This is a genomic window from Dermacoccus sp. PAMC28757 (genome assembly GCF_014302635.1).
GTDB classification, from domain to species: Bacteria; Actinomycetota; Actinomycetes; order Actinomycetales; family Dermatophilaceae; genus Dermacoccus; species Dermacoccus abyssi.
The window spans coordinates 53,099-68,338 of the sequence record NZ_CP060292.1 but is presented as its reverse complement, the minus strand read 5'-3'; the positions used below and the strand labels follow the sequence as shown (position 1 = coordinate 68,338).

Here is a 15,240-nt window from a genome sequence, read left to right as displayed (position 1 = left end):
AGCACCCTTGGGAGGGGACCAATCTCACCCGACGGGCGGTAAGTTCGACTCATGGCAAACAACGACTCTGCAGTGCCCGCGGGCGGCTCCCGCTACCTCGTCGCCTGGGGTGGCGACAAGCGCTCCCAGGACGCCCTCAAGCTGGGCTCCGTGCTGGCGCGCACCTTCGACGCCACACTCGACATCGTCTACGTCGTGCACCACCCCACGCACACGGCGACGCTGGCCATCGGCGACACGAGCTTCGAGAAGGGGGTGGAGAAGGAGGCCCGCGGCTGGCTGAAGAAGGCCGCGAAGTCGGTCGACAAGGACGTCAACGTCGAGACGCACGTCGCGCACGACACGTCGATCACGCAGGGCATCCTGCGCACCGCCGAGCAGCTCGGCTCGGCCATGATCGTCATCGGTGCCGGTTCCGGCCCCGGTCAGGCCGTGGCGACGAACCCCATCGTCGGGGGTCTGCTCCACGCGAGCCCCGTTCCGGTGGCGATGGCGCCGCGTAACTACCGCAAGTCGAAGTTCGACACCCTCGCGTCGCTGTCGGCGGCCATCGGCCCGCGCCCGGGCGCGCAGGAGATCGTGCTCGAGGCAGCCGAGGGTGTTGCCCGCGTCGGCCTGCCGCTCGACCTCGTCTCGCTCGTCTCGCTCAAGGACGACAAGCAGCTGCACGTCGACGGTTTCGACGAGGCCGAGCGCGTGCTCGCGAACGCGGCGAAGCGCATCGGTGCGCGCGCCGACGTCACGACGCGCGTCGGCAAGGGCCGCTCGCTCAAGCACGCCGTCAAGAAGATGGACTGGGACGAGCGCACGGCCCTCATGGTCGGCTCCTCGCGCCTGGCGCGCGGGCGCACGACGTTCCTCGGCACGTCGGCCACGCGCATGCTCGCCGCTCTGCCGGTGCCGATGATCATCGTTCCCCGCAGCGACGCCCGCTGAGGCTGACGCCTGGTTGACCGCGAAAAGTGGAGGTTGTGCACGATATTTCGTGCACAACCTCCACTTTCTGCATCACTGGGGTTCGGGGCCACCGCTCACTCGGCGGGCGCGCCACAGCAGGAGGGCCGCGCCGACGGCCGTGGCCGAGCAGATTGCCCAGACGGCGAGGTAGCCGCCAAGCGGCGCGTGGTCGCCCACGTCCTCCGTCTGCCCGGCCGAGGCCAGGCACAGGGCGAAGATGCTGGACGCGATCGCGCCGCCCACCGTCTTCGCCATGTTCGTCAGCCCCGTCATCTGGCCCGTGTGCGACGCCGGTGCCGCACCGGCGGCGGCCACCGGGAGCGCCGCCACGAGGGCGCCGCTTCCGATTCCGGCGATCATCATGTTGACGAGCAGGCCGACGACCGAACCGTGACTGACGACGTTGAGCCCGTACCCGAGCGCCACGAGGCACGCGGCCACCGCCAACGCGCCGAACTCGCCGAGCCGCTTCGCGAGCGCGGGCGCCGTCACGGCACCGAGCCCCATGGACAGCACGTAGCCGCCGATGAGCATCGAGACCCCACCCGCGCTGGCGCCGAGGCCGTAGCCCGTGACGTCCGGGTCGGTGCGGGCGAACGTCGACAGCGGGATCTGGGCGCCGAGCACGCTGAAGCCGAACAGGCCGGTGGCCAGCTGCACCGACAACTGACGGCGCTCACGCAGGAGGCGTACGTCGATGACCGGGTCGGGGTGGCGCATCTCGTGGCGCACGAACGGCACGACAAGGCCGGCTCCGACGACGAGGGCCAACCACGGCCACGGGCTTCCCGGCCCGACGAAGCGCACGAGCATCAGCCCGGCCATGACGGCGAGCAACAACCCGCACAGCAGCGCGGCACCCGGCAGGTCGAGGCGGTGCGAGCCCGTCGGGGGCGTCTCGGGCACCCCGAACCAGATGACGACGAAGCACGCCGTGATCGCGACTGCCGGGATGGCGAGCAGACCCGTCATGCCGATCACCGGTTGGAGGGCGCCTGACGTCAGCGCTCCTGCAATGACGCCGACCTCGAGCGCGAGGACGAGCACGGCAGCAGCCGTCCGGGTGCGCGAGCTATCGCCCTTCGTGCGCCGGTGAACGAGCGCGATCTCGAGCGGCAGCCACACGACGTACGGCCCCATGAGCGCCCAGGCGATGAGGAAGAGCCAGAAGTTCGGCGCGAAGGCGACGCCCCATGCGGCGCACGCCGTGATCGCACTGGAGAGCAGGAGTACGCGTTTGTGCCCGACGATGTCGCCGAGGCGCGCCAACACCGGCACCGTGACCGCGGAGACGAGCAACTGCGCCGCCTCGAACCAGTTCACATCGGCGTCGTGGATGCCCAGATGCCGCGCGATATCGGTGTAGAGCGGCGTGAAGTAGCCCTGGATGACGCCGGATGTCAGTTCCACCACGACGAGGAAGCCGACGACGGCGGCGATCTTCGGAACGACGTCGCCGCCCGATCGCGTGCTCTTCTCCACGGGAATCAGGCCTCCTCGACGAGACGCTCGTACCAGCGCACGCCCTCGAGCCACGAGGCCCGCGTGATGCGCTCGTCGACGTTGTGCAGACTCTCGCGCTGCGCTTTCGACATATGGAACGGGGTGAAGCGATAGACGTGCGGCCACACGGCGTGGAAGTGACGGGCGTCCGTGGCCTGGTTCATGACGTAGGGAGCGACGTGTGCGTCGGCCAGCACCTCGCGTGTCACGCGGCGCAGCGTCTCGAACGCGGGGTGATCGACGGGTGCCACCTGCGTCGGCCCGCTGCCGCCGATGAGCTCGACCTGTGCGTGGGGCCTGACGGCCCGCTCGACGGCGTGCACCGCTTCGTCGAGGCTCTCGCCGACACTGATGCGCATGTTGACGCCGGCTGTCGCGGTGGTCGCGATGACGTTCTGGGCCTTCGAGCCCTCGAGCATCGTGACGGCCCGCGTCGTGCGGACGATCGCGGCGGTCTCGGGGCCGAGGCGCGTGAGAACCCGGGCGAAGAGGCCGCTCGCCGACCCGATCCGGCCCAGGACGAGCGAGAGGGGTCGGGCCGCGACCTCGGCGACAGCCTCGAACATCGCGACGGCGGTCGGCGTCAGCCGCGCGGGGGCGGGGTTGGCGTCGAGTGCCGAGATGGCGCGGGCCAGTTTCGCCGTGGCGCCGCCCCTCTTCGGGGTCGAGGCGTGCCCGCCGTCGCCGTGTGCGACGAGCCGGAGATCGGCCGTGCCCTTCTCGGCGACGCCGATCATCGCGACGGGCTTCGTCACGCCGGGGAAGACCTCGGAAGCCACGGCGCCGCCCTCGTCGAGCACGACGAACGGCGTGACGCCGCGCGCCCGCAACGCCTCGACGGCGGCCGCGGCGTGATGACCCATGACTTCCTCGTCGGCGCCGAAGGAGAGCCAGACGTCGCGACGGGGCGTGACCCCGCGGCCGAGCAACCGCTCTATCGCCACGCAGATGGCGACGAGGGAACCCTTGTCGTCGAGTGTTCCTCGGCCCCAGAGGAACTCCCCGTCGTCATGGGCGTCGAAGGGCGGGTGGGTCCACGTGTCGCTCGGTTCGATCGGGACGACGTCCTGGTGAGCCATGAGGACGAGCGGATCGGCGTCGGTGGTTCCGCCGACGCGCAGGAGCAGAGCGTCGCCCGGCACCTCGACCGACTCCGCCGCGGCGAACAGCAAGGGGAACGACGAGCGCAGCGTCTCGTGAAACGCGCTGAACACCGCGGCGTCGTAGGCGCTTCCGGCGACGGTCGGGTGGCGCAACGCGGCACGGAAAGCGGCCACCGCGTCGTCGTCCGTCATCGCCTGGGCAGGGTCGTGGTTCGACATGGGCTCACGCTACGACCGAGGCCCGGCGCCCCGTGCCGAAACCGCCCCACCCCATGACGATGTTGAGCGGTGAGCGCGGCATCGGTGTCGCGCTCACCGCTCAACATCGTGAGGGGGTCGTGGCTCAGTGCTCGTCGGTGGCCTTCGAGTCCGTGAGGGAGCGGGCGCCCAGGGCCACGAAGCCGGCGACGACGACGGCCATGACGGTGCCGATGATGGCGACGCCGACCGAGTTACCGAGCTCCTGCACGGTGTCGTTGAGCGCGGCACCGAAGGACGTCTGGTCGTCGGGCAGGTCGCCCATGAGGGCGAGGGCGGCGCTGCTCATGGTGCAGCGGACGCCGACGACGAGGATCATCGTGGCTGCCGCGATGGCGATGAAGTTCTGCGCGACGGCGAACGTCATGACGACGAGGCCGAGCACCGCCATCGAGCCGCCGAAGACCGACGTCTTGCGCTGACCGATCGTCGCGATGAGCTTGTCGGCCAGGGGCGACGCGGCGAGCATCGCGAAGACGAACGGCAGGTTGGCGAAACCGGCCTCGACCGGGCTCCAGCCCCAGGCGAACTGGAACTGCTGCGAGGTGCCGTACATCGTGCCGACCATGGCGAGCATGACGGCGGTCTGGATAAGGGCGCTGCCGCGGACGGCGGGGCGAGCGAGCAGGTTGAGGTCGACCATCGGGTTGGCGGCGCTGCGCTCACGAAGGTAGAAGCCGATGCCTGCGGCGACGGCGACGGCGAAGCAGGTGAGCGTCGTCGTCGAGGCCCAGCCGTTCTGGACGCCGCTGGTGAAGGAGTAGAGGCCGACGGCGAGCGTCGTGATGGAGAAGAAGGCTCCGACGGTGTCGAGGCTGCCGGTGCGAAGTTCGCTCTTCTCGTCGGCCGGGATGCCCCAGGCAACACCGAGCGCGGCGATGAGGGCGACGGGCGCGTTGAGCAGGAGCAGGACGTGCCAGCTCATGTGCTCGACGGCGAGGCCCGAGAGCACCGGGCCGATGGCGAAGCCGATCATCGCGACAGTGACGATGAGGCCGATCGCCTTGCCAAGCAGCTTGTCGTCGTCGAAGAGGCGGAAGGTGAGTGACATCGTGGCGGGGGCCATGAAGGCGGCCGCCATGCCGAGCAGGGCGCGGATGGCGACGAGCTGCCACGCCGCGTCGATGAAGAGGACGCCGAGGCTGACGGCGCCGAAGGCGCTGAGACCGAGCAGGAGGCTGCGGCGGCGACCGAACATGTCGCCGAGCGTTCCGCCAGGCGCACCCGTGGACGGCGGCGCACTTCATGCACGACATGGAGCTGCAGGAGAACTCACTCGTGTTCTGGGAGGGCATCGGCCAACACCTGCTGCGCCTCGACCTCACGGATCGCCAGCGCTTCCAGGCCGTCTCGGCCGTCGTCAACTACGTCGTCGGCATGGGCGCGCAGATGGCGATCGAGCAGGCACCCGAACCCGAGCCGGGCGAGAACCCCGACGAGATGCGCGAGCGCTACCTCGGCGAGTGGGCCGACACGTGGATGCAGCGCGACCCCGAGGTGTTTCCCTTCGCACACTCGATGGCGCCGATCTTCCGCGACCACGACGACTTCGAGCAGTTCGTCGCCGGCCTCGACCTCATCCTCGCGGGGCTGGAGCGTCAGGCAGGGCTCGCCTGACGGCAAGCCGCCCCGAGAAGTTGCCTGGGAAACGCGGGACCGGTGCCCCGGTGGCCGCTCAGGATCGGAGGATGGCGGCGGCCACCTCGTCGGGCGCCTCGTAGGTGAGCATGTGCCCCTTGCCCTCGAGGAACTGAGCGTCGGCGTCCGGCAGTGCCTCGGCGAGCGCCTTGGCGTGACGCGGCGGGGTGAGCATGTCGCGCGTGCCGACGAGAATCGTCACCGGGGTGTCCTTGAGTGACTCAAGGGCCGCGAGTTCGTCGTGGGCCATGAGGGCCTTGTAGTAGCTGCCCGTCGTCGACAGGCGGGTGCCGCGCATCTGGGCGCGCGCGGCGATGACGTCCTCCTTGCGGGCGTCCTGGCCGAACGCGATGCGCTGCGAACGCGTCGTCGCGAAAACACCCGGGCGCCACGGGATGTGGCTCAGGGCCCGCATGGCGAGGGCTTCGCCGGGGATGCGCAGACCGCGCAGCTGCCCGGCCGAGGTCGCCACGAGGACGACGGACGTGACCCGCTCACGCACGACGTCGGGGTGCATGCCCGCGAACGCCATGATCGTCATGCCGCCCATCGAGTGGCCCGCCAGGATGATCGGTGAGCCCTCCGGAACGGCCTTCTCGATGACGAGGGCGAGGTCGTCCCCGAGTGCGTGCACACTCGCCTCGCCGCCGCGTCGTGCGCCACCGGCCACGCTGGAGCCGCCGTGTCCACGCTGATCCCACGCCACGATGCGACGTCCGCCCTCGGCGGCGAGCCGCTCGGCGACGGGCTCCCAGGAGCGGTGATCCAGCGTCCACCCGTGCGCCATGACGATCGTCGTCGCGTCCGGGGCGAGACCGGCCGGTTCGTGGACGAAGACGGCAAGTCGGGCGCCGTCGGGCGCAGTCACTTCGCGGGTGTTCCAGTCGATGCGGGCCATGAACACACCCAAACACACGCTGCCGCCGTCAGGTGGGCGGAACCGGGAAGGCTCCGGCGAGCGTCTCAATCGGGAAACGCCAATGCGCACAAATGGGGCGCTCGCGCGCCCCCGATGGATAGGTTGACCGCATGACCGCACAGTTGCCCTCCCGCCGCATCGCGCTCGCCGGAGCTTTCGCCACGCTCGCCCTCGCCGGGTGCTCGTCGACGAAGAAGTCCGACACGTCGGACGACAGCGACGCCAGCACGCGCCTCAAGGCCGCGCAGGACGTCATGGCGAAGACGGCGGGTTACCACGTCAAGCTCACCTCCTCGGGGACGCCGGACCAGGAGTCGTCCCTGAAGTCCGGTGAGGGCGACGTCGTCAACTCGCCGCAGTCGTTCAAGGGCACGGTCACCGCGAACACCGGCGGCAGCGACGTCAAGGCCGAGGTCATCAGCATTGAGAAGGAGAGCTGGGTCAAGCCCGGCTTCTCGTCGAAGTACATCGCCGTCAACCTCGACGACATGGGTGTGCCGCTGCCGTCGTCGCTGTTCAACGCCTCGAAGGGCCTCCCGGCACTGCCGGTGCTGAGCAAGGACATGAAGAAGACGGGCGAGAAGCTCGTCGGCGGCGAGAAGGTGACCCTGTTCAAGGGCACGGTCGACGGACCCACCGCCACGAAAGCCATGGGCTTCGGGCGCACGCGTAAGAACTACACGGTCGAGGTCGGTCTCAACGACAAGAACGAGATGCGTTCGATGTCGATCAACGGTTCGTTCTTCGACTCGTCCGACGCCACGTACAACCTCGAGATGTCGAAGTTCGGGCAGAAGGCGACGATCTCCAAGCCCGCATGAGCACGGACGCCACCGTGACGCCCGCCATGAGCGAGCCGACGCCCCGATCGAAGGCGCTGCTCGCCACGGCAGCGCTCGCCGTCCTGTTGACGGCTGCCGACACCTACGTCGTCGTCCTCGCGCTCGAGGAGATGATGTCGGGCGTCGGGCTCGGTATCGACCAGCTGCAGCGTGCCGCGCCGATCGTCTCGGGCTTCCTGCTCGGCTACATCGCGGTGCTTCCCCTCATCGGGCGGCTGTCCGACCTCGTGTCACGCCAGCGCGTGCTCCTGTGGTGCCTCGTGCTCTTCGGCCTCGGAAGCGTCGTGACGGCGCTCGCCGTGGACCTCCCGGTCATCGTCGGAGGCCGTGTCATTCAGGGCATTGGCGGTGGCGGCCTCGTGCCCGCCACGCTCGCCCTGGTGGCCGATCTACTGCCGCGCGGACGCCGCGGCGTCGCCCTCGGCATGGTCTCGGCCGTGCAGGAGATCGGTGCCGTCATCGGCCCGCTGCTCGGCGCAGCCGTCCTCGCGTTCTGGTCCTGGCGGGCCATCTTCTGGCTCAACGCCGGCGCGGCGGTCGTCCTGGCCCTCGTCATCGCCGTGCTCGGCCGCGGCGCGCCGACCGGTGAACCGCTGCGTCTCGGCGCTCGCTGGGTCGCACGCGTCGGCTGGATCGCCGGGGCTCTCGGCACGGCCGTCGTCGTGTTGGCGCTGTGGGCACCGGAGCGGCTGACGTCCAACGTCACGTACGGCCCGCCGTTCGTGCCGTACGAGGGCTACACGTCCCGCCTCATCACGCCGATCGGGTTCTGGGGTCTCGGCCTGCTCGCCGGCTTCGTCGTGCTCACGGCTGCGGTGTGGTGGCCGCGCCTTCGGGCGGTCGACGTGTTCGGTGCGGCCCTGCTCACCGGCGCGCTGGCGTGTGTCGTGTGGACGTTCGCCACCGCCGACTCCTCGAAGCAGGTCATGAGCGACTCGGGTGTCTGGCTGCTGCCGGTCACCGGGGTGTTGCTCGTCGGCTACGTCGTGCGGCACCTGACGGCGAAGCAGCCGCTCATCGAGCGCGGCGTGCTCACCGGACGTGTGCCTGCGGCGCTGCTCGTGTCGTTCCTCGTCGGGACGGCCCTCGTGGCGGTCGTCGTCGAGATCCCGGTGCTCGCGCGCCTCACGATGACGAACTCGCAGACGACGGCAGCCTTCGTCCTGCTGCGCTTCCTCGTCGCCGTGCCGATCGGTGCGCTCGTCGGCGGTCTCCTGTTGCGCCGCATCGGCCCGGCGTTCGTCGCGGCTCCCGGGCTCGTGCTCGCGGGCGGGGCCATCCTCGTCATGTCGGGGTGGCGCAGCGGAGCCCTCTCCGATCTCGTCATCTCGACGCTCGTGCTCCTCGTCGCGGGCTTCGGCATCGGTCTCGCCGTCGCCCCCGTCAACGACGCGGCGCTCGCCGACGCCCCGGAGAGCGCACACGGCGTGACGTCCGCGCTCGTCGTCGTCGGCCGCATGATGGGCATGGTCGTCGGACTCGCGCTACTCACGGCCGTCGGTCTCCACCGCTTCTCGACGGAGATGCAGAAGGTCGACCGGCCCAACGCCCAGACGGTGCGCGACGCCGGCGTCGTCCAGGTGCACACCGTCTTCATCGGCGCCGGCGTCGCGGCACTCGTGGCTGCCGCGATCGCACTGTTCTTCCTCGGCCGCTCGGTCATCGCCGCACGCGACGTGGCGGATCCGCTGGAGAGCTGATCGATGTCGGCTCAGGTCCGCCAACGTGAAGGAGGCGGGCACCCCAGCCAGGTGCCTGCCTCCTTCACGTTCGCTCGGAACTCAGCGCTCGCGCTGCATGAGCCGCGAGACGATGTAGAACGGGAGCGCCACGAGCAGGGCGCCGCCGATGAAGTTGCCGAGCGTCGTCGTCGCGAGGTTACGCAGCATGCCGTGATCGCCGAAGTCCCACGTGATGGGCGTGGCGGGCGCGGCGTCGGGGTGGAACGCGTGGAGCAGCCACGGGAAACCGATGAAGCCGATGTTCGCGATGACGTGCTGCGTGCCGCCGACGACGAAGGCGAACGGGCCGTAGAACGCGAACGCCATCCGGGTGCCTTCATTGCGTGCCTTGAAGAACATGAACATGGCGGTCTGCAGGAACCAGGTGCACAGGACGGCGAGCAGGATGGCCGAGAACGTGCCCTCACCGCTCTTCGCGACGCCGACCTTGAGCGCCTGCTCGGTGAACGGCTTCGCGAGATAGGGCCCGCCGGCGAGGGCAGCCACCGTCACGAAGAAGAGTGTGCCGAGCAGGTTTCCCACTAGCCCGAGGCCGAGGAATCGGCCGTACGCGCCCATGCCGATCTGGCGGCGCAGCAGGAGGATGAGGCCGGCGGCCATGTCGGCGGTGATGAGCGAGACGCCCGAGACGAGGATGAGGACGAACGACATCCCGAAGGCCAGGCCCATGACGAGGGATTCGAGGCCGGGTGTCGACACGCCGGTTGCCACCGTCAGGGAGAGCAGGACGCCGAAGGCGACGAAGACGCCGCCGATGAGGGAGCGCACGAAGTGCGACAGCGGGTGGCTCGCCTTCTCCAGGGCGCCTGCGGCGACGCGGTCGACCATCTCGGGGATGGTCGAGAACTCGGAGACGGGCCGCGCTGCGGGCGTCGGGCTCGTGCCGGACGAGCGGTGCGCAGGCACGTGCTCGTCGCTGTTCTGGGCGTCCGAGGCGCTGTTGCCCGGGCGCTCGAGGGTGTCGGTCATGGTGGTCCTTCTGGTTTCGGTGGAGCGTCAGATCTCGTAGGTGAGGGCTGCTTCGTTCCAGTCGTGCATCGTGCCGGAGTGGTAGAGCAAGGGGCTCTTGTCGTTGCGCTGCATCTCCTCGATGTGGGTGAGGAGGATGACGTGGTCGCCCGCGTCGTAGATGCGCTCGACGAAGCCGCTCACCCACGCCGAGGTGCCGGCGAGCAGGGGCGAGCCGTTGGCCGAGCTGGAGTAATCGAGTCCGGCGAACCGGTCCTCGCTGCGTCCGGCGAACAACCGCGCGACGCTCTCCTGGTCACGCCCGAGCACGTTGACGGCCATGTGCTTGCCGACGCGGAACGCCGGCAGGCTGCCGGCCGTCCGCGCCACGCAGACCAGGAGCAACGGCGGCTTGAGCGAGACCGAGGTGAACGAACTCACGGTGAGGCCGACGGGTGTCGTCCCTCCGGTCGTCGTCGTGATGACGGTGACGCCCGTGGGGAACGCGCCCATCGTGTTGCGCAGGGCGACCGGGTCGATGTAGCCGGGGTCGGTCCAGTTGTCGTCCATGCCCGGCCTCAGTTCGCCTGGGAGAGCTCCCAGCGCAGCTGACCTTCGCTGGGGCTCTGAACGGGAATGAAGGTCGCCTCGCGGAAGCGGCGCGACGCCGGGGTGGCGCTCGCGTAGCCCTTGCCGCCGGCGGTGCGGATCTCGAGACCGGCAGCGGCCGTCGCGACCTCTGCGGCGGCGAGGCGCATCGAGAGCAGTTCCTTCGGGCGCGGAGCCTCCTCGGTGCCGACGGAGGCGGCGAGGCGACGCGTCGTCGTCTCGATGAGAGCGTGGCGGCCGCCCGTCGTGTCGACCTCGGCGGCGAAGACGGAGTTCACACCGACGAGACCTTCCCGGGCCTCCTCGAGGCTCTTGCTCGCGAGGCCGACGCACATCGCCGTCTGCAGGGTGAGGAACGTGGGGCGGATGCCGCGCAGGAACGTCTCGAAGTTGCGGGAGAGCACCTCGTCGTTGCTGACGAACACCTCGTCGAGCGTGACGAAGGACGACGCCGTCGAACCGAGACCGAGCAGCCCGAACGGCTTGCCGAGGCTCACGCCCTCACGCTCGAGGGGGAGGGCGAAGACGAACTTCGAACCGTCGCCGGCGCGGGCCGCGCTCACCATGAGGGAGTCGTCGTAGAGGTTGCTCGCCCAGCGCAGCGAACCGCTGATCGTGTAGCCGCCGTCGACTTCGGTGGCCGACAGGTCGACGGAGCCGCAGCCGGCGACGTCCTTCATCGCGGACGCCATAACCGTCACGCCCAGGCGGTTGCCGGTGGCGAGCTCGTCGGCCCAGCGCGAGGCGGTGTCGGTGCCGGCCGCGCGCAGGTACTCGATCGTCATGCGCGTGGCCCACAGCGCGAACGCGGTGCTCATGCACTCGCGGGCGACGTCGCGGATGACGTCGACCTGGGCTGGCAGGTTGCCGCCGGAGTTGTGCGGAGCGCCGAGATCGAGCAGGCCGCGCTCGCCGAGCTTTGGGAAGGAGCGGCGAGCCTGCTCCTCGCCGCGGTCGAGGGCGCTCGCGTGCTCACGGATGTCCTCGAGCAGGGCCTCGTCGATCGTGGGGGCGGAGGTCTGGGGTGCGCGGGTCGCGGTGGTGGTCATGGTTCCTCCGGGTGGTCGGGCAGCGAGCCGTGGGCGGCGCGTCGAGTGGGTCGGCGTCGGTGCGTGGGCCGTCGGCGGCGCACAGGGACGACGCGAACGGCCCCGCACCGGGGTTGGCGCGGGGCCGTTCGAGGGGTGCGATCAGGCTTCGATCGTGAGGTCGGAGTCGACCTTCACGTTGCGCGTGTAGGTGCCGACGACCGGCGACCACTTGATCGCGTTGTCGTGGATCTCCTGCAGGACGGCGTCGTCGGCGTCACCGGCGAGCGTCACCTTGATGCGGACGTCGGAGAAGCCCGTCTGCTTGTCGTCCGGCACGTCGCCGACGCCCCAGACAGCAGAGATGTCGATGTCGCCCTCCATCTCGACGGTGATCTTGTCGAGCGTGACGCCGCGGTGCGTCGCGTTGGCGAGCAGGCCGACGGAGACGCAGGAGCCGAGGGCGGCGAGGGCCATCTCGCTCGGGTTCGGCGCGGAGTCGTCGCCGAGGAGTGCCGGCGGCTCGCCGACGAGCACCGGCTTGAGGTCGCGCACGTACGTCATGTTGCGGAAGCCGGCCTCGCACTCGGTGCGTGCCTTGAGCGTCTTGCGACCGGTCGAGGGGTCGTCCTTGGCGTTGCAGGACAGCTTGTCGAGGGCCGCGGCGTCGATGCCTTCGAGCTTGGCGTTGACCGTGGTCGTGGATTGCCTCCTGGTCGAGATCGGGGTTCCGGCGTAGCCATAACCAGGGGTTTCTCTAATCCCAACATCTTGTTCGTCGATGTGGACGCAGGCTGCGACGAAGCCCCGGCGTCACCGGTGGGGCGACGTCGGGGCTTCCGATGTGAGTGATTGGACGGCGTCAGTTCTCCGCGCGCCGCAGGATCTGCTGGGCCTGCTTGAACACCGGCCCGTCGACCATCTGACCCTCGTACGTGAAGACGCCGCGCTCGCCCTCGGCGGCTGCGAGGAGGCCCTCGGCCCAGGCGACCTGCTCGTCGGTGGGCGCGTAGGCGTCGCGGATGACCGCGACCTGCTTGGGATGGATGGCGACCTTCGCGTCGAAGCCGATGTTCACCGCGTCGTCGGTCTCCGCGGCGAGGGCGTCGAGATCGCCGATGTCCATGAAGACCGAGTCGAGGGCGAAGCAGCCGTGGGCCTTGGCGGCGAGCAGGACGCTGCCGCGCACCTGCGTCACGATCGGGTGATAGCTGCCGTCGGCGAGGCGGCTACGGCGCCCGCCGAGCCCTGCGGTGAGGTCTTCCGAACCCCACATGAAGCCGACGACGTTCTCGGCCGCTGCGATCTGGGAGGCGTTCACCGCGCCGAGCGGCGACTCGACGAGGGCGATGACCTCGTACCCGTCGAGCTTGTCGACGTCGGCGCGCGTCTCCGTCTTCGCGAGCATGACGCGCCGGTATGGCGTCTTCTCGAGCGCGGCGAGGTCGTCGGCGAACTCGTCCGTGGTGGCCGCGTTGACGCGCACGAGCGTGCGCTCGACGTCCTGCGGGTCGTCGACGATCGACTGACGCGCGCCCGCCTTGGCGTCCGGGCTCACCGCGTCCTCGAGGTCGAGGATGACGACGTCCGCGGCTGCCGCGGCCTTCGCGTAACGCTCAGGGCGGTCGGCGGGGCAGAAGAGCCAGCCGGGGCCGGGCATCGTCCACGAGGTTGCAGTGTCCATCGGTTCCTCCGGGTCGAAGACGGTGACGGTTGGGGTACGTGGTGACGGTCAGACGTCACCACTTACCCCATCCGTCACCAGGTGCAGATCATGAGGTCGGCTGGTTCAGGAAGCCGGTGCGCACTTCACGAGCGTCTGACGCACCGCCACCGCGACGACGTCGCCGTGCTGGTTGCGCCCGGTGTGACGCAGCGTGACGATGCCCTGGCCTGGGCGCGATTTCGACTCGCGCTTGTCCTCGACGGTCGTCTCCGCGTAGAGCGTGTCACCGGCCTTCATCGGCGCCGGGAACGAGATCTCGCTGAAGCCGAGATTCGCGACGATGGTGCCCATCGTCAGCTGCGCGACGCTGAGGCCGACGAGCGTCGACAGCGTCCACATCGAGTTGACGAGGCGCTCGCCGAACTCCGTCTCGGCGCCGTAGGCGGCGTCGAGGTGCAGGGCCTGCGTGTTCATCGTCAGCGTCGTGAACAGAGTGTTGTCGGCTTCGGTTGCCGTGCGTCCGGGGCGGTGCAGGTAGGTCGTACCCACCTCGTACTCCTCGAACCACAGGCCGCGCTGCTCGACGGTCTTGCCCTGCGTGACGTCGTCCGGCGTCTCGGGGATGGGGGTCATGGGAGTGTCCTCACTCGTGCGTGTGGCGTGTTCTGGAACATTTTCATGGGGACTCTTCGGTCACTCGTTCCGGTCCGGTGCTCGCTGCGCTGCGCTCCGATCCTCACGAGTGATTCAGAGTCATCGTTTTTCTTGGGACTCTTCGGTCACTCGTTCCGGTCCGGTGCTCGCTGCGCTGCGCTCCGATCCTCACGAGTGATTCAGAGTCCCAGTTCCCGGGCGATGAGCATGAGCTGCACCTCGGTGGTGCCCTCGCCGATCTCGAGGATCTTCGAGTCGCGGTAGTGGCGCGAGACCGTGTACTCGTTCATGAAGCCGTAGCCGCCGTGCACCTGCGTGGCGTCGCGGGCGTTGTCCATGGCGGCCTCGGAGGCCACCATCTTCGCGACGGACGCGGCCTTCTTGAACGGCTTGCCGGCCAGCATGAGCGCTGCCGCGTTGTAGTAGGCCGAACGCGCGGCGTGGGCGCGGGCCTCCATGCGGGCGATCTTGAACTGGATGGCCTGATAGGCGCCGATGTTCTGCCCGAACGCCTGACGCTCCTTCGCGTACTTCACCGACTCGTCGACGCAGCCCTGCGCGGCACCGACGGCGAGTGCCGCGATGGCGATGCGGCCCTCGTCGAGGATGCGCAGGAAGTTGGCGTAGCCACGGCCGCGCTCACCGAGGAGGTTGGCCTTGGGCACGCGCACGTCGTCGAAGCTGAGGGGGTGCGTGTCGGAGGCGTTCCAGCCCACCTTGTCGTAGGCCGGTTCGGCGGTGAAGCCCGGCGCGGAGGTCGGGACGATGATCGTCGAGATCTCTTTCTTCGTGCGGCCGTCGCTCGTCTGCGACTCACCCGTGACGGCGGTGACCGTGACGAGCTTCGTGATGTCCGTGCCGGAGTTGGTGATGAACTGCTTCGAGCCGTTGATGACCCACTCGTCGCCGTCCTCGTGGGCCGTCGTCTTCGTGCCCGACGCATCGGAACCCGCACCGGCCTCCGTCAGGCCGAAGCCGCCGAGGGCCTCACCCGAGGCGAGCTGCGGCAGCCACTCGGTCTTCTGCTCCTCGTTGCCGAAACGGAAGATCGGCATGGCGCCCAGGCCGACGCCGGCCTCGAGCGTGATGGCGACGCTCTGGTCGACCTTCGCGAGCTCCTCGAGGGCGAGGCACAGGGCGAAGTAGTCGCCGTCCATGCCGCCGTACTCCTCGGGGAACGGCAGCCCGAACAGGCCCATCTCGGCCATGCCCTTGACGACCTCGTACGGGAACGTGTGGTTCTTGTCGTGCTCGGCGGAGACGGGTGCGACGACCTTCTGGCTGAAGTCGCGCACCATCTTCTGCAGGTCGGCGTACTCATCGGGCAGATTGTCGGCCGCGAGGAACGACGTGTTCATCGGTTTCTCCTTTGT

Annotated in this window: 14 protein-coding genes and 1 pseudogene; 4 read left to right on the top strand and 11 right to left on the bottom strand. The window is 69.4% G+C overall.

Annotation, left to right across the window (positions count from 1 at the left end; genetic code table 11):
• Positions 1-51: 51 nt before the first annotated feature.
• Positions 52-936, top strand: a complete 885-nt coding sequence (locus tag H7F30_RS00310; RefSeq protein WP_187036031.1) for a universal stress protein — start codon at positions 52-54, stop codon at positions 934-936.
• Between the two features lie 72 nt (positions 937-1,008).
• On the opposite strand, the gene H7F30_RS00305 is transcribed toward H7F30_RS00310, so the two are convergent.
• The 3 genes and pseudogenes from H7F30_RS00305 to H7F30_RS00295 all read right to left on the bottom strand — a co-directional run.
• Positions 1,009-2,439 carry an MFS transporter gene (locus H7F30_RS00305; protein WP_187036029.1) on the bottom strand — a complete coding sequence of 477 codons (1,431 nt, stop codon included), beginning with the start codon at positions 2,437-2,439 and terminating at the stop codon, positions 1,009-1,011.
• A 5-nt stretch (positions 2,440-2,444) separates the two neighbouring features.
• On the bottom strand, positions 2,445-3,782 hold the full coding sequence (locus tag H7F30_RS00300; protein WP_255464902.1) for a M20/M25/M40 family metallo-hydrolase: 1,338 nt from the start codon (positions 3,780-3,782) through the stop codon (positions 2,445-2,447).
• A gap of 124 nt (positions 3,783-3,906) precedes the next feature.
• Positions 3,907-5,031 (bottom strand): annotated as a pseudogene (locus H7F30_RS00295) (MFS transporter); the annotation flags it as partial.
• Between the two features lie 35 nt (positions 5,032-5,066).
• Here H7F30_RS00295 and H7F30_RS00290 point away from each other — a divergent pair.
• On the top strand, positions 5,067-5,438 hold the full coding sequence (locus H7F30_RS00290; RefSeq protein ID WP_187037753.1) for a TetR/AcrR family transcriptional regulator C-terminal domain-containing protein: 372 nt from the start codon (positions 5,067-5,069) through the stop codon (positions 5,436-5,438).
• A 58-nt stretch (positions 5,439-5,496) separates the two neighbouring features.
• Here H7F30_RS00290 and H7F30_RS00285 read toward each other — a convergent pair whose 3' ends face one another.
• Entirely contained in the window at positions 5,497-6,357 is an 861-nt protein-coding gene (locus tag H7F30_RS00285) for an alpha/beta fold hydrolase (RefSeq protein WP_187036025.1), read from the bottom strand.
• A 131-nt stretch (positions 6,358-6,488) separates the two neighbouring features.
• Here H7F30_RS00285 and H7F30_RS00280 point away from each other — a divergent pair, with 131 nt between their 5' ends.
• Both H7F30_RS00280 and H7F30_RS00275 read left to right on the top strand, forming a co-directional pair.
• On the top strand, positions 6,489-7,199 hold the full coding sequence (locus H7F30_RS00280; RefSeq protein WP_047310480.1) for an LppX_LprAFG lipoprotein: 711 nt from the start codon (positions 6,489-6,491) through the stop codon (positions 7,197-7,199).
• Positions 7,196-8,920, top strand: a complete 1,725-nt coding sequence (locus H7F30_RS00275) for an MFS transporter (protein ID WP_255464901.1) — start codon at positions 7,196-7,198, stop codon at positions 8,918-8,920. Before H7F30_RS00280 ends, H7F30_RS00275 begins: the two co-directional genes overlap by 4 nt.
• Positions 8,921-9,001: 81 nt before the next feature.
• Here the strand turns inward: H7F30_RS00275 and H7F30_RS00270 are convergent, their stop codons facing one another.
• The 7 genes from H7F30_RS00270 to H7F30_RS00240 form a co-directional block, all read right to left on the bottom strand.
• Positions 9,002-9,931, bottom strand: a complete 930-nt coding sequence (locus H7F30_RS00270) for a formate/nitrite transporter family protein (RefSeq protein WP_187036023.1) — start codon at positions 9,929-9,931, stop codon at positions 9,002-9,004.
• Positions 9,932-9,958: 27 nt separating this feature from the next.
• Positions 9,959-10,480 carry a flavin reductase family protein gene (locus H7F30_RS00265; protein ID WP_187036021.1) on the bottom strand — a complete coding sequence of 174 codons (522 nt, stop codon included), beginning with the start codon at positions 10,478-10,480 and terminating at the stop codon, positions 9,959-9,961.
• An 8-nt stretch (positions 10,481-10,488) separates the two neighbouring features.
• Positions 10,489-11,568, bottom strand: a complete 1,080-nt coding sequence (locus H7F30_RS00260; protein ID WP_187036018.1) for an acyl-CoA dehydrogenase family protein — start codon at positions 11,566-11,568, stop codon at positions 10,489-10,491.
• A 141-nt stretch (positions 11,569-11,709) separates the two neighbouring features.
• Positions 11,710-12,111, bottom strand: a complete 402-nt coding sequence (locus H7F30_RS00255; RefSeq protein ID WP_222617820.1) for an OsmC family protein — start codon at positions 12,109-12,111, stop codon at positions 11,710-11,712.
• Between the two features lie 298 nt (positions 12,112-12,409).
• Entirely contained in the window at positions 12,410-13,231 is an 822-nt protein-coding gene (locus H7F30_RS00250) for a CoA ester lyase (protein ID WP_187036016.1), read from the bottom strand.
• A 105-nt stretch (positions 13,232-13,336) separates the two neighbouring features.
• Positions 13,337-13,846 (bottom strand): MaoC family dehydratase, encoded by a 510-nt coding sequence (locus H7F30_RS00245; protein WP_047310477.1) that lies wholly within the window; start codon positions 13,844-13,846, stop codon positions 13,337-13,339.
• Positions 13,847-14,046: 200 nt separating this feature from the next.
• The gene (locus tag H7F30_RS00240) at positions 14,047-15,225 is read right to left on the bottom strand and encodes an acyl-CoA dehydrogenase family protein (RefSeq protein WP_187036014.1); all 1,179 of its coding nucleotides are present in this window, start codon (positions 15,223-15,225) and stop codon (positions 14,047-14,049) included.
• Positions 15,226-15,240 lie beyond the last annotated feature (15 nt).

Excerpts from the sequence above, each read along its gene's own strand:
- H7F30_RS00310 (WP_187036031.1), top strand. The coding sequence starts at position 52 with ATGGCAAACAACGACTCTGCAGTGCCCGCGGGCGGCTCCCGCTACCTC.
- H7F30_RS00300 (WP_255464902.1), bottom strand. The coding sequence starts at position 3,782 with ATGTCGAACCACGACCCTGCCCAGGCGATGACGGACGACGACGCGGTG.
- H7F30_RS00290 (WP_187037753.1), top strand. The coding sequence starts at position 5,067 with ATGCACGACATGGAGCTGCAGGAGAACTCACTCGTGTTCTGGGAGGGC.
- H7F30_RS00285 (WP_187036025.1), bottom strand. The coding sequence starts at position 6,357 with ATGGCCCGCATCGACTGGAACACCCGCGAAGTGACTGCGCCCGACGGC.
- H7F30_RS00280 (WP_047310480.1), top strand. The coding sequence starts at position 6,489 with ATGACCGCACAGTTGCCCTCCCGCCGCATCGCGCTCGCCGGAGCTTTC.
- H7F30_RS00275 (WP_255464901.1), top strand. The coding sequence starts at position 7,196 with ATGAGCACGGACGCCACCGTGACGCCCGCCATGAGCGAGCCGACGCCC.
- H7F30_RS00270 (WP_187036023.1), bottom strand. The coding sequence starts at position 9,931 with ATGACCGACACCCTCGAGCGCCCGGGCAACAGCGCCTCGGACGCCCAG.
- H7F30_RS00265 (WP_187036021.1), bottom strand. The coding sequence starts at position 10,480 with ATGGACGACAACTGGACCGACCCCGGCTACATCGACCCGGTCGCCCTG.
- H7F30_RS00260 (WP_187036018.1), bottom strand. The coding sequence starts at position 11,568 with ATGACCACCACCGCGACCCGCGCACCCCAGACCTCCGCCCCCACGATC.
- H7F30_RS00255 (WP_222617820.1), bottom strand. The coding sequence starts at position 12,111 with ATGACGTACGTGCGCGACCTCAAGCCGGTGCTCGTCGGCGAGCCGCCG.
- H7F30_RS00250 (WP_187036016.1), bottom strand. The coding sequence starts at position 13,231 with ATGGACACTGCAACCTCGTGGACGATGCCCGGCCCCGGCTGGCTCTTC.
- H7F30_RS00245 (WP_047310477.1), bottom strand. The coding sequence starts at position 13,846 with ATGACCCCCATCCCCGAGACGCCGGACGACGTCACGCAGGGCAAGACC.
- H7F30_RS00240 (WP_187036014.1), bottom strand. The coding sequence starts at position 15,225 with ATGAACACGTCGTTCCTCGCGGCCGACAATCTGCCCGATGAGTACGCC.